The following is a 14,229-nucleotide window of genomic DNA, read 5'->3' on the forward strand; positions in this document are numbered from 1 at the left end:
AATTGATGACACGCCCTAGTAACTGTAGCCAGAATTTTTCAAATTGGTATTATTTTGCTAAATTAGTCCCAAGGGAAGTCAGCGAATCCCACGGATCAACTCGCATCTTGTTCCATATTTTTCATATAAATGTCCGTGGCTTCTTGAACAACTGCTTTCAGTTCATCCGGCGAAAAAGGCTTCATAATACATCTGAATACAACATTCTGCCGATTGCTATCCTCCTCATCCATGTCTCCTTCACTGTATCCAGTCAGGAGAATGCACTTGGTATTGGGGAATCGCTCTGTTGTTTTGTCAAACAATTGCGTGCCAGTCATTTCCGGCATACTCTGATCGGAAATCATCACCGCCATTTCCCCTTCCTGGTCTAAAATGTCCAGAGCCTCAATGGGGTCTGATGCTTTATAAACTTTAAACTCACGTCGAAACGTCCTGTAGAGCAAATCCAGGTTATCTCTTTCGTCATCGACTATCATCAGTTTGAATTTTTCGGGCATGGTTTACCTCTTGCCAGTGTTTGATCTTATCTGATAGTTGCTTTCCATTTTATGCGGCTTAGGCAAAGGGTTCATAGAGCATAAAGTATTTTTCACCATTAACTCCTGGCAATTGTTTGCCTGATGCTTAGTCAACACAGGAGTCTATCCCATAGAAATCAATTTATCATCGATTACCAGTCCAGCCACATCAAAGGATCAATTACCTGGGATCAAAAGCCAGCACCCTCGCAGATTGGATGAAGATTATATGATGATTCTATGTTAATCAACAATATCAACTTGGTAATATATCATGCTTTTAGCCGCAATCCAGGTTTGTTTATCTTGGGCAATCCGATCGATTGGCCAAGATTCCTGGGGAGGCGACGTAGCGGATCCAGATGCAGGCGATCGCCCATCTCCAGAGGCTTAAGAAACTTTTAATTCTTCATTTGTAATTGCCAATTACAGCTAATTTAGTCAAAATCCTTGCGGATCCTGACAAAAATAGTATTTTTAGCTACAAAAAAATCACAATTCATCGCGATACTAGGGTACGATGCGGGTAAAACAGTAAACAACTACCCAAAGCGAGAGGAGTTAAGAGCTTGAAAAAGGTAGAAGCGATTATTAGGCCATTCAAACTCGATGAAGTCAAAATCGCTCTGGTCAACGCCGGGATTGTCGGGATGACCGTTTCGGAAGTCCGAGGGTTTGGACGGCAAAAAGGACAGACTGAGCGTTATCGAGGTTCCGAGTACACCGTTGAGTTTTTACAGAAACTCAAAGTGGAAATTGTGATTGAAGACAATCAAGTAGATACGGTGGTTGAGAAGATTATTGCGGCAGCCCGTACTGGCGAAATCGGCGACGGCAAAATTTTCATCAGCCCTGTAGAAAAGATTGTCCGTATTCGTACCGGAGAAAAAGATCTGGAAGCGATTTAGGCAATCAGGTAATCTTCAACCCATCTTGATTCGGGGGATTTGCTTTCGGCAGATCCCCCGAATCTCTTTTTGATCTCTTCTTAATTTCTTGATTTCTAGGTCGGTGGAAGTAACTGGAGTTGCGGCAGCAGGAGTTGGAAGGCTTGACCGCGATGGCTGTGGTGTCGCTTTTCGGCAGTGGTCATTTCCGCAAAGGTCATTCCCGCAGTGGGACAGTAGAAAATGGGATCGTAACCAAAGCCGTTGGTGCCACGGGGTGAGTACAAAATTTCTCCGGGACAAGTTCCTTCGACTTGGACGGCAATGGAACCATCGGGACGAGCGATCGCGATCGCGCAGACAAATTGGGCTTGGCGATTGGTTTCCTCGCCCAACTCCCGCAACAATCGCTCGATGCGATCGCGGTCATCTTGACCATAGCGGGCAGAATAGACCCCAGGGGCGCCCCCCAACGCGGCCACTTCTAACCCCGAATCATCGGCGATCGCCCACTGTCCCGTTGCTTTCGCCACTGCGGACGCCTTCAGTTCAGCGTTGGCCATAAAAGTTGCCCCGGTTTCTTCAATATCCAACTCTGGAGGCTTTAACTGTAACTGCCAATCCACATCCCCCAAATATTCCTGCATTTCCCGAAGTTTACCGGGATTGCCCGTCGCCACAACCAGAATAGTCATAAGATTTTTATAGTTGTTTGTTGTTGGTTGGTTGTTGTTTGTTGTTGGTTGTTGGTTGGGGAACGGGGAACAGTTATCGGGGAACGGGGAAATTTATAAGTGAAAAGTTAAAAGTGAAAAGTTAAAAGTGAAAAGTTAAAAGTGAAAAGTCGTAGGGGCGAATGGCCATAAGGCCTGACGGATTATGCTTCGCAAGGACGCCCGTACAAAAGAAGTATCACTATTCACTATTCACTATTCACTATTCACTATTCACTATTCACTATTCACTGTTCCCTATTCCCTATTCCCTGTTCCCTGTTCCCTGTTCTCTGTTCTCTGTTCTCTGTTCCCTGTTCCCTGTTCCCTGTTCCCTGTTGTTTGTTATTCGTTATGCGAGTCAACCAATAACGAATAACAAATAACCAACAATTAGACAGAATTCGCCCAAGATGAAGCCCAAGCTAAAGTGCTGCGGACTTGCTGCATGGTGGGGGCTTCACAATAAAGCCGTAATACGGGTTCGGTGCCGCTAAAACGAATCAGCAGCCAACTGTAATCGGCTAACTGAAATTTATAGCCATCAACGGTTAAGCAATTGAGCACCGTGCGACCATCAATTTCGGTTAACGGCGATTTTTCTAGTTTGTCTAATAATTTTGCCCGCACTTCCATGCTGGCTAAGGGTAAATCAATCCGGTCATAGACAAAATGATAATCGGTTTGATTTTGTAACGCGGTGTAAAGCTGACTGAGATCCTGACCAGATTTAACGATCGCCTCGATGGTATATAGGGCAGATAACAAGGCATCTCGTTCTGGTACATGGGTGCCATAGCCAACACCTCCCGACTCTTCACCACCGATTAACACCTGAGTGGTTAACATTCGCTCGGCAATGTACTTATAACCAATCGCCGTCTCAAATAGCGGCAAATGATAAAGTTTAGTCACACGGGGAATCAGATCGGAACCACTGACTGTTTTGACCACTTCTCCGGTCAACCCGTGATGTTGCACCAGGTGTTGAATCAAAATCGGGATCAGAACTTGAGAACTGAGGAAATTGCCTTGGCTATCTACGGCGGCAATGCGATCGGCATCCCCATCAAAGACTAATCCCACGGAGAGACTATTGGGTTGCTGACGACTTTTGGTGCGGATTAAGCGGAAAAGCTGAGAAAGATAGCGGGGTAAGGGTTCTGGGGCACCGCCATCAAAGAGAGGATCGCGATCGCCGTTAATTTCTTCGATGGGCATACCCAAAATTTGCCCGAGTCCACCACTGGCGGCGCCGTGCATTACATCAGCAAATACGGTAATTTTTCCTGAAGCGATGCTGTCACGAATGGCGGCAATGTCAACTTTTTGCCGCAACATCTCGCAGTAACTCGGCCAAATATTAAATTTTTTTATAGATCCAGGGGCGATCGCTGGTGGCAGAGGACTATCGAGTTTGGCTTCAATATCTAACGTCACTTCTGGGGGCACGGACCCACCAAAAGCCCCTTTCACTTTTAAACCCAGATATGCTGCCGGATTATGACTAGCGGTCAGCACGATCGCGCCGAGTGCTTTTTGGGCATTGGCATACCAACTAAATGCCGGTGTTGGGGCATAAGTTTCGGACAGCAGCACATCAAATCCTGCCCCTTGCACGGCTTGGGCAGCACTGCGAGCAAAATCCTCAGCCAAAAAGCGGCGATCGTAACCGATAATCACCGTGCGACTATTAGTGGTTGGGCCATAAACCTCGGCCAAAACGTGAGCCGCTACCCCAGCGACTAAAGCCACTCGCTCAAAAGTAAAGTCAGCGGCAATCACCCCCCGCCAACCATCGGTGCCAAATTTAATTGGCTTGAAATCAACAGGTAGAGAAGCGTGTTTAACCATAATTTCCGCAAAAATGCAAATTATCTATTCAGGTGACAAGGTAAGCAACCATCAACGAATCAGCACCCCTGAGTCTTACAAACGAGTATCCCTTGAGTAAAGGAAAGGTAAAGGCCATGCCCACTTGTGTCTCTACGAAGACGGGGAAAATCCCATAAGCGTAAGTCCTGAGTGAGCAACACAACCTACAGGCCAAATTATATTGGCAGATCATGGCCAGATTTTCTTTTTTCTGTGAACCTGATATTTTTTTCAGGGTAACAGCATTAGTCCACGATCGATCTCTCAAAAAATCTCCGCACAGAGCCTACGGGTGTGGATGAATTGCAAGGAACCTTAATGGGATAGGAATCCCTAACCAGCAAAAATAGGATCCATTTGGTTTAAGGATTAGCGGTGACAAAAGTAGCGTTAATTTGAACAAAGTTAATTAGTGCGGGAATTGTTCCGGTGGCATATATCAAGGCTACATCGCCATTAGGGTAAAAATCTACTCGACAGGGATAATAAGTGTTATTCCAATACCCCCAACATATTGACATTATACCAGGGCTGGGACGACAACTTGAGGGTAATACTAAAATAGTATTATTAGTTCCAGAAGTTCTAGTTACTAATCCTGTTATAACAATTAAACTCGAAAACTTATTGATTTGTAAATACCAGGATGAACTATGATTACTCCACCCTGTATTGAAAGTGTATGAAATACTGCTCATTGCGACCTGTAGATTAGTTCGTGCCGCTGATACGGTACTTGCCCCGGTGCCGCCATTCGCGATCGCAGCTATCCCAGTAATATTGGCAGCATTTCCAGGGATATTCCCAGAAATTTCAGCGCCCGTGTGAGTATGCGATGCGGCGGCGGCACCTAAATTAGCCAGAGCACCTGCGGGGGTAGTCGCCCCTGTCCCACCTCCCAGAAGTCCCAAAGGTTGATTAAGGTTTACTAACTATGTCAACTTCACAGCCGTGATACGTCAGCATATTCACTGGCATTACCCAGGATGGACGCTTTTTTACCACATCCTACCCCCACGAAGGCTATTCTTACACTTAAATCACTACTCCATTGCTGGAGAGCCAACGTGGGGTTACTTCGTCCCCAAGAGAAGGTTATTTTGCTTTTAGGCTGTCCATCTATCCGGATACTTTTGGGACTTCGTAACGGATGAATCAATTATTTCTCCGTCTTTTTCCTAGTGAATTCCTAGGATTTCTCCAGTCACTTTTTGTGCGTGGCGTGTCAAGCAGTTTCGCCACTTAGTTATTAGGAGGGTTCAAGACGATGGTTCCCATAACGCTATCCATGAGCAATTGACTCAGATGCCGACTTTTTTGACCATCTGCTTAGGTCTTATCGGCTTCGGGAGAGCCCGCTTCACAAGATTGATAGGTATTCCGCTCCGTGGGGCTGATGTCGATGACAAAAGTGGATGGCTCCACAGAAGTCTTTGTCTGTGGGACTGTCCCACACATCTCAAGAGTTATCCTTCTTTCAGACGGCTGAAAGAAATACCCCGCGCACTTTTTAAATATTATTCTCCACTTTTCACGGGAACGAATCGCACATTTTAATTAACTATATAAGTAAATTTAACTGTGCTGGATATAATTTAAATTTACCAGATTTTGCCTGAAAAATATGTAGCAATATTTTATCTAAATTTTTGCTCAGTTTTTGCAGCTTTTTTTCAATATATTTAAAATATTTTTTTTATTATGCGGCCATAAATCACTATATATTTTAAATAAGTTTGCGGTTTTATATATGGTGTTTAAGGGGGTATAAAATTGATAAAATGTCATAAAAATTAAGTAATATTTGAATTGATTTATTTCTTTTTTTCTAGCTAATGCTTGATGAATTTGGGTTTCCGCTTGCTTGCGTTCGTTAATGTCATAAAAAGCTGAAAATATGGCTGGCTCAGAGTTAAAGATAATTAATCTAATATATACCGCTACCCAAAACGGCGTTTCATCTTCTTTTTTTACCTAAACTTCATAATTATTAATTTGTCCATTAATTTTTAAAGTTTCTAACAAATGCTGGCGATCGCTCTGATTGTAGTAATAATCTGGGGTTTGGCAGCCAATCAATTTCTCTGGAGGCAGGTTAAAAATTTGACAGGTGTAATCATTGCCCTATAAAACTAAGCCATCACTAAAGCGGGAAATCACCAGGGGAATGGGAGTAGCATCGGCGATCGCCCGAAACCTTTCCTCACTCTCTCGCAGGGCTTGCTCAATTCGTTGGCGTTCTGGAATTTCTGCGGTGAGTTGTTGATTGATGTTGGATAAATCAGCCACTCTTAATTCCACGTGTTCTTGCAAAATTTCTGGTTGCTTAAGCAGTCGAGCGACGAGATAAGCGATCGCCAACCCAATCGCCAAAATAAATGTGATTTCTAAAATCAATGGAGTTTTAGAACCCCAACCATCAGTGGGTGACAAGACTAATATCCATGCGCCATTAGCAACGTTGATTCGATAAGAGATCGGCTCGACTAAATCGGCATTCTGGGAACGGGCAAATACTCCGCGATCGCCGCTTTCTGGATCGACCCACTCTAATTGATAAGCGTAATCCTGTTTAACAATTTGGTTTAATCGACTTTGTTCAAGTAAATCGGCAATCTGGATCTCGACAATCACCAATCCCCAAAATGTTTCGGCGTCAGTATCCTGCTGTACAAACACTGGCAAATAACCGACGATCTTCATCATGCCGTAATCTAACTCCAGGGGTTGAGTCACCTTCATTTTCCGTGAGGCGATCGCCCTAAATAGGTGTGAGGAATTCGCCTCATCTCTTAAGAGATTAACCGCAATTTCTTGGTCATTTTCTTCGGGAGGATACATTTCCCGGACAATCCCGTCTGGCGCTAATTTTAAGTGACTAATCCCCGGATAAGACTCAATCAGATCCGCTGCTAGATCGTCTTTTTCAGCCTTCCTTGGTTATGGCGGAGAATTAAAGCTAGAGTCAATGGGACTGAGAAGGATTGATCCAACTGTCTCTGCAACAATTCACCTTGAACCACCGCCAGTTTGCCCACGACCTCCCGTTCGGCATTGATATGTCGATCCGTCAGCAAGTACATCAGAAATCCTTCGATGGTGATAATAGTTAAAAATGAAAGGCCAGCAATCCAGTATCGCCGAAAAGATCGGTGATATTTTTTGATCAACTGCTGCGCTATCATCCCTCGCACCCCTCCTAGAAACTGTCCCATCTAAACTAAGCTTGCTTGACACGGCGTAATTCCGAGAATTACTCACCTCTAGTGTAACGACCCCTGATTGAATCAAACCAGAATCAAACCACAATCTTTCTGCTGCTAAGTCTAGGATAAGTGTTGCTGCGTCTTTGACCACGCGACCATCAAGGGAACCCAGGTGGTTACAGCGCTTTTTTGCTGAGTAAACTACAGCCCCGGTAGAGGCTTACTACAGGATGTTTTATATTGCGGAAGCGATCGCCCACGGGACATTCGTACCGGGTTTCTAGCAAGATGCTGGCTTGATGACCGAGGTTTACTCAAGAAACCCGGTTTCTAACGAAGATCGCGATCGCCTCTATCCGTTGCCCCATTCGTTGCCTATTTTAATTTCAAATAGCGATCGCCTCTATCCGTTGCCCCATCCTCACGCTAATCCGTTGCCAATCTGCTACAATTTTATAAAAAAATCCTCTATGCCCAACTCAGAAATTAGCGTAACCGTTAAACTTTTTGCGGGATACCAAGAAGCTTATAGAATGTCAGAACTGGTGCTAAAATTCCCTCCAAATACCCCAGTCGTTGCCGTGCGCGATCGCCTACTCTCGGAACATCCCGAACTAGAACACTTACGCCAAATCACTCGCTTTGGCATCAACCTGGAATTCGTAGCACCAGATACCCTACTCCAAGAAGGAGATGAAATTGTTCTCATTCCTCCAGTAAGCGGTGGTTAATTTCCAACTCTCAGAAAAGCAATCTTCTTAATCGATAAGAAGCCAAAAAAGGTGGGCATTGCCCACCCGAAATTCTCACTTTCTTTGCTAACTTTGGGAAGACTCGCGAATCAATCCTGCCGTTTGACTTCCGGGAATTTCCACAATAAACTCCGTGCCTTTTTCCGATTCAGAAATACAACGCATAGTTCCGTGATGTCTTTCCACAATAATTTGATAGCTAATCGATAAACCCAGTCCAGTGCCTTTACCCACAGGCTTACTGGTATAAAATGGATCAAAAATCTTGGAAATCGCATCCGGTTTAATGCCAATGCCATTATCTTGAATCCGAATTTGTACCCAATCATTCTCTAGGATATGAGTAGAAATCTTGAGGATACTAGGATTAATCAAAATTTCCGACTCAGTGCGAGTTTTATCCCGTTCTTCTAGGGCATCGATCGCATTTGCCAGTAAATTCATAAATACCTGATTTAGCTGACCGGCATAACATTCAATCAGTGGCAGTTCACGATAATCTTTTACCACGTGAATTGCCGGATGTTCGCTCGTCTTCTTCAACCGAGACTGTAAAATCATCAAGGTACTTTCCAGATTTTCATGCAAATCAACCCGTTTCATATCTGACTCGTCTAAGCGGGAAAAAGTCCGCAAAGACTTGACAATTTCGCGAATCCGTTCCGCCCCAACCTTCATAGAATCTAATAACTTAGGCAAATCAACCATCAAAAAATCTAAATCTAACTCTTCAATCGCTTCAGAGATTTTTGGAGTTGGTTTAGAATAAGTATCCCGATAGAGTTGAACAATCTTCAGCAGGTCATTAGCATAATCCCGGGCATATTTCAGGTTGCCATAAATAAAACCAATGGGGTTATTAATTTCATGGGCAACCCCGGCCACCATTTGTCCCAGGGAGGACATTTTTTCCGCCTGGATCAAATTGGCTTGGGTTTGCTTCAATTCTCGTAAAGCTGTCTCTAACTCTTGGGATTTAGCATTAGCAATACGAGCGGACTCTACCGACTGACTATAAAGTTCCGCTTGGTTAATAGCGATCGCCACTTGAGAGCAAATTGATTGCAGCATTTCCACATCTTCCTGCTGCCAATGTTCTGAACCATGAGAATGACCGCAACCGATCACGCCAATTTTGCCCGATCGGGTTTCAAAAGGCAAGGCTAACAAAGCACGATACCCCAGACTAGAGATTTGCTCATTGCCCGAAATCATTAAATTACTGATATCATCCACACGGAAAATCTGTAAATTTAAAATCTGCTTGGTCAAAGGATGGCTGGGTAAAAACTCCGTTGTATTAATTAGATTTGGTAAACTCGTATTCTTCACCTCACTGACCAAATCCCAAGTCACTTCTTTTTGATTGGGGACTAGCCACATAAAAAAGCAATGGTCTATCTGTAAAAAGCCACTAATCTGCTGAATAACCGTTTCCACAATACTTTGAATATCCAACGAGTGACGAATCAGATTCCCAATCCGATTTTGCAGGGCTTCTCGTGCGGCCAATTCCCGGAATTTTTGCTCAGATTTCTGCAAGGCTTGGACAAACTCTTTATATTGGGTAATATCCCGACTGACCGTAGCAAACCCAATAGATTTATTCGTTTGTGGATCCTTAACTAAAAATACATTATATTCCACGGGAATGGGTTGCCCAGTCTTAAAGTTTTTCAGGCGAAATTCTCCTTGCCAAGACCCGGTTTCTAGCACAGCAGGCAGAATATCTGACAACACCACGGGTAAATCTTCCGCCATGAAAAATTTAAACATATTCAATTTTTCCACCGATTCATTGGCGGTGATCTCTACCATTTTTCTGCCCGCTGGATTCAGGAAAAATGGTTTGCCTTCCGAAGACGCCAAAGCAATAAAATCGCTGCTATTCTCAATAATTGTCACCAATTTTTGTTGTTCAATTTCGGCTTTTTTCCGTTCCGTGATATCAATCGTAGTACCAATAATTCGATAAATCAGATTGTGTTCGTTTCGCAACGGAGTTAGGGTAGTCATTGACCAACTTTCTACACCTTTAAAGACCTGATATTCTTCATAAATCCTTGAGGTGGCCGATTGTAAACACTTGGTATAATGATCCCGGACAAACTGAGCCGTATTCGGGCCATAAACATCTTCAAAAGTTTTCCCAGCAATATCCGCCGAACTAATCCCCACCAGTCTTTCTGCGGCTGGATTTAAACCGATATAACGGAAATTACCTTTCGGGAAAACATCCACCACAAAAATTGCTTGTTCTACTCCGTTGTAAATACTGCGTAAAAATTGTTCTTGCTCTTGGAGAATTTTTTCAGATTCTTTTTGGTCTGTAATGTCTCGATTACTCGAACGTAAACCGCGCCAGCGCCCCTCAAAGTCGTGGACTGACTGGCTGAGTTGAGAAATCCAGCGAATTGAGCCACTTTTAGTAATAATCCGAAAGTCGATCTTAGTGGTTAATTTGTCGGGATGAAACGATTGCGGTTGTAGAGATTTCTCGACCCGCTCCCGGTCATGGGGATGGACGATTTGAGTGAATAACTGAGGATCGACTAAGAAATCATCGGCTCGGTATCCAGTAATTCTTTCACAAGCCGGTGAAATATAGAGTAACTTACCATCAGCGTCAACCCAATACTCCCAATCATAAGTAAAATCTACTATCGTTTTGTAATGTTTCTCGCTTTCGCGCAGGGATTCGATATCTTGGTGACGAGTGGTAATGTCATCAATTACGGCAATTAAATATTGGGGTTTACCGCATGAGGTTTGGACTAAGGACACGATCGCATTCATCCACACCCAGTGGCCATTTTTATGTTGGAATCGCACATCCTGAGTCGCGATCGCAATTTCTCCGGCTAGTAATTGGCGTCGGTACTTGGCACTCAGGGGGGCATCATCTGGATGGATCATCTCTTGATAGCGCAACTTAAGCAGTTCCGATGAACTGTACCCCAACAAACAGCACAACCGAGGATTTACATTCAGCCAGGTGCCATCAAATTTCATATGGGCAATTCCCACCCCAGCTTGCTCAAAAGTTGCCCGAAATGTTTCGGATTCTATGGTTAGGTGCTTGACCGTTTCACGCAACTTACTTTCTTGTTGCAGGCGATCGGTCACTTCGTGAAAAGAAATTAAAGCCACGGAATTGTTAATTTTTTGTGGCTCGACTTGTGGCTCGACTTGTGGCTCGACTTGTGGCTCAACTTGTGGCTCGACTTGTGAATCGATTTGTAAATCCACCAATGGTTGAGCATTGACAGAAATCCAACTCAAAGTCCCATCAGCTTTATGAATTCCCTGAAGATTACCTTTAACCGATTTACTCCCTAGCCCTCTTTCAGATTTGAGGTGATGATTTCTGCCTTTTGCATTGCCGAAAAATTCCCGGCTATTGTTTGCTGGGATAGGTACAAAAAATCCAGGATTACCAATAATTTGGGCGGAGGTTAAACCCAGGATATTCTCAGCGGTTTGGTTGCAATCACGAATTTGACCGTTGGCATCTTGGATCAAGAGTCCTTGCGGGATAGCGTTAAACACTGAACGATAAATCGCTTCACTTTCTTTTAAACCCCTGATCAGTTCGTCCGTTGACCTGTTCGCGGGCAAGTTTTCCAGCGAATTTTCGGAAAGTTGCCAGTCACCAATGCCGCCATTTCTAGGCTCTAGATCGGCAGGAAAATCAACAATTTCTAAGATAAATCCATACCAACTTATGTCCCCATTCTCTTTTGCTTGGGGTTCGGCCACCGCTGATAACCACTTGACGACCCCAGAGGGGGTAATTTGTTTCCATTGCCATTGCCATTGGGTGAGGTTTTTGGCACAATTGGCTAAAGAGTTTTGTAAATCATCCCTGGTCTCTGGATCGACAAATGCCCACATCATGGCTGGATTTTGTTGTATTTCTTCGGCGGTTAATTCATATATTCTTTCACAACTGGGACTAATATAAGGAATTTCTTCACGACCATCCCTGTGGCAAATATATTGATAGATAACTCTCGGTAATTTTTGAGCAATTTTTGGCTGATTTGTTTCTGTAATATCTCGGATAATTCCATCAATGCGAATCAGTTCGCCCGTTCCATCGGTGACAGGAGAAATTTTTTCTTTGATCGGACGAATTGTTCCGTCAGGTTGAATAATTTCATATTGGTTTTCTAGCTGTTCATTTTCTAACAATTCCGCTAGGGATAAGCGTTGGCGATCGCCCTCGGTAGCCGCCTTAACTACTTCTAAGCGTAACTCTGGACAAGCGTAAAATTCCTCTTTTGGCCGACCGTAAATTTTTTCTGCCCCGTGGTTTAAATAAAGGAATTGCTCGGTTTTGGCATCCACAGACCAAGCTCCTTCTTCAATTTCATCTAGCAGACTACTCAGCCATGACTCTTGTTGGTTCATGGGATTGGTACTCGAATATGGTTTGACATCTAGAATGAACATTTTCGTAGATAAACATTCATTTGTATTCTATATCACTATTTTCTCTGAAAATACTTGCTTAAAACCAACGGGATTGAAAATTTATAAAAACTTTATAAAGTTTTGCGAAAATTCTGGCGTTACTTAGAAAAAAATTAACTTTTTTACTGCTAGATATTTTGCCGCTATTTTTTAGGTGCAAAAACCGGAAGTATTTACTTGATAAAAATAAGCCAACTCTTGATTAACTTTAATATCTGGTTAATACCGTGCAAATTTTTCGTAAAAAAGCTGAATTTCTGCCAAATTTTGACCGTGGAGATCGCCGATCGCCGTGGATCGGTGACAATTGCTCCGTATAAATCCTGAGATATTGAGATACTAAGATACTGAGATACTAAGATACTGAGATACTAAGATACTAAGATACTGAGATACTGACCCTGAATCACAGACCGAAAGGATTGACAACATGACAATCGGCGGCGCCCACCACGGGGGGCTGGTGAGCCAAAGCCCACCTAGTCATCCAGATCATCCAGATCATCCAGATCATCCAGATCATCCGCGATCGCCCCTGAATCAACCATCTCCGACATAGCGGAGCATAATTCATCCAGGCATTACCGTGAGGACTTCCGAGGCAAAACTAGCGACCCGGACAAATTGAAATGGTCCAGCGATCGCCCCCCAAACTTGCCGATCGGTTTCTAAATCCATACCGCGATCGTGGCTAATAAATTTTTCGGCATCAATTTCAAACTCACCATCAAAATAAGTGGTTTGGTTTTTCCGCACCACAATGCAGCCTTTACCCGGTTCCACCCGACCTTTGAAACTATGATGGTCAGTCCAATGGGTAATGTAGCTACATCCCGACATCTTGGTCAGGCGGTCTTTGGTGAGATTTTTTAAGCGTTCTGGTTGCCGAGAAGCCCCATAAAATTCTTCCACTTCAGCCACTTCATAGTTCTCAACCACAATATGATCCGTAGCGGGGACTAATTTCAAGACCCGCACGCGATAAGGCTGATTAAGCATAAAATCATAAGCTTGCTCCAAATATAAACTCATGCCATCGAGCAATTCCCAAGGCAGGGGACGCATACAAACTCGGATATGGGCAAAAAAGGGAGGGTTTTCTAAGGCTTGCGCTTGGTTACTGAAGTCAGAAGCCATCCATTGAGCTAAGGTCTTGATATCTGTGGAGTGGGTCATCTTGAGTTGAAACTCTCATCACTAAAAAAATCAATGGTTATTTATCTCAAGTAAGTAACTGGTGATTACTGATTTACTTTCAGAATAATGACCATCTCCTTCTAATTACCAGAAATTATGGCTATATTTCTCGACTAACCGGGGGAAAATCTGCGAATGGTGCGATCGCTCCCTCGTGAGATATCAGCCTTTAGCCTTCAGCCTTCAGCCTTCAGCCTTGACCCAAAAGCTAGATAATGATTTTCCCCACAGGACTGACCATTGATCCGGGTGCTGCCACGTCACATCAAATCCATCGGCGTTACATCGGCATTACCAAAGGGGGATGGAACCCCTGAAGGAACCCCTGAAGTCTTCGGCGACCAAATAGTTAAGAATTGTTACATATACTGCCTAGATTGGGACATCATTTGATGTGCGTCAGCCGCCTTAAATCAATCATTAGATCGACAGCACAGCCAGTAATTATACGGATGCAATCCCCAGTTCAATAAAAAAGGGGCGGGCAAAAAAATAAGTATTTCCACTCAATTTAACGGGAAATAAAAAATTGTTACAAAACTTAAGAATCAAAGGGGCAATCCCATTGTATAAAAGATACCTGTAGGGGCTCACAGGCAAAA

12 protein-coding genes are annotated in these 14,229 nt (G+C 43.6%); 3 read left to right on the top strand and 9 right to left on the bottom strand.

Annotation, left to right across the window (positions count from 1 at the left end; all coding sequences use genetic code 11):
* Positions 1-95 precede the first annotated feature (95 nt).
* Positions 96-500 carry a response regulator gene (locus tag AM228_RS09170; protein WP_054465827.1) on the bottom strand — a complete coding sequence of 135 codons (405 nt, stop codon included), beginning with the start codon at positions 498-500 and terminating at the stop codon, positions 96-98.
* A gap of 590 nt (positions 501-1,090) precedes the next feature.
* Here AM228_RS09170 and AM228_RS09175 point away from each other — a divergent pair.
* Positions 1,091-1,429, top strand: a complete 339-nt coding sequence (locus tag AM228_RS09175) for a P-II family nitrogen regulator (protein WP_054465828.1) — start codon at positions 1,091-1,093, stop codon at positions 1,427-1,429.
* 95 nt (positions 1,430-1,524) lie between these two features.
* Here the strand turns inward: AM228_RS09175 and rdgB are convergent, their stop codons facing one another.
* From rdgB to AM228_RS32220, 6 genes are all read right to left on the bottom strand, one after another.
* Positions 1,525-2,103 (bottom strand): RdgB/HAM1 family non-canonical purine NTP pyrophosphatase, encoded by a 579-nt coding sequence (rdgB, locus tag AM228_RS09180; protein ID WP_054465829.1) that lies wholly within the window; start codon positions 2,101-2,103, stop codon positions 1,525-1,527.
* Between the two features lie 411 nt (positions 2,104-2,514).
* A complete protein-coding gene (locus tag AM228_RS09185) occupies positions 2,515-3,975 on the bottom strand; it encodes a phosphoglucomutase/phosphomannomutase family protein (protein WP_054465830.1) in 1,461 nt (486 codons plus the stop codon).
* Positions 3,976-4,358: 383 nt separating this feature from the next.
* On the bottom strand, positions 4,359-4,907 hold the full coding sequence (locus AM228_RS09190; RefSeq protein WP_054465831.1) for a hypothetical protein: 549 nt from the start codon (positions 4,905-4,907) through the stop codon (positions 4,359-4,361).
* Between the two features lie 418 nt (positions 4,908-5,325).
* On the bottom strand, positions 5,326-5,454 hold the full coding sequence (locus AM228_RS36105; RefSeq protein ID WP_255353174.1) for a hypothetical protein: 129 nt from the start codon (positions 5,452-5,454) through the stop codon (positions 5,326-5,328).
* 666 nt (positions 5,455-6,120) lie between these two features.
* Positions 6,121-6,837 carry a CHASE domain-containing protein gene (locus AM228_RS09195; protein ID WP_054465832.1) on the bottom strand — a complete coding sequence of 239 codons (717 nt, stop codon included), beginning with the start codon at positions 6,835-6,837 and terminating at the stop codon, positions 6,121-6,123.
* A gap of 71 nt (positions 6,838-6,908) precedes the next feature.
* A complete protein-coding gene (locus AM228_RS32220) occupies positions 6,909-7,079 on the bottom strand; it encodes a hypothetical protein (RefSeq protein ID WP_156331651.1) in 171 nt (56 codons plus the stop codon).
* Positions 7,080-7,672: 593 nt separating this feature from the next.
* Between AM228_RS32220 and AM228_RS09205 the strand changes: the two genes are divergently transcribed.
* Positions 7,673-7,933, top strand: a complete 261-nt coding sequence (locus AM228_RS09205; RefSeq protein WP_054465926.1) for a MoaD/ThiS family protein — start codon at positions 7,673-7,675, stop codon at positions 7,931-7,933.
* Between the two features lie 87 nt (positions 7,934-8,020).
* Here the strand turns inward: AM228_RS09205 and AM228_RS09210 are convergent, their stop codons facing one another.
* On the bottom strand, positions 8,021-12,409 hold the full coding sequence (locus tag AM228_RS09210) for a PAS domain S-box protein (RefSeq protein WP_082348811.1): 4,389 nt from the start codon (positions 12,407-12,409) through the stop codon (positions 8,021-8,023).
* A 451-nt stretch (positions 12,410-12,860) separates the two neighbouring features.
* Here AM228_RS09210 and AM228_RS36110 point away from each other — a divergent pair, with 451 nt between their 5' ends.
* Positions 12,861-12,989, top strand: a complete 129-nt coding sequence (locus AM228_RS36110) for a hypothetical protein (RefSeq protein ID WP_255353175.1) — start codon at positions 12,861-12,863, stop codon at positions 12,987-12,989.
* An 11-nt stretch (positions 12,990-13,000) separates the two neighbouring features.
* Here the strand turns inward: AM228_RS36110 and AM228_RS09215 are convergent, their stop codons facing one another.
* Positions 13,001-13,606, bottom strand: coding sequence for a chromophore lyase CpcT/CpeT (locus tag AM228_RS09215; RefSeq protein WP_054465835.1), 606 nt, complete (start codon positions 13,604-13,606; stop codon positions 13,001-13,003).
* Between the last annotated feature and the right edge of the window lie 623 nt (positions 13,607-14,229).

This window comes from Planktothricoides sp. SR001, from assembly GCF_001276715.1.
Lineage (GTDB): Bacteria > Cyanobacteriota > Cyanobacteriia > Cyanobacteriales > Laspinemataceae > Planktothricoides > Planktothricoides raciborskii.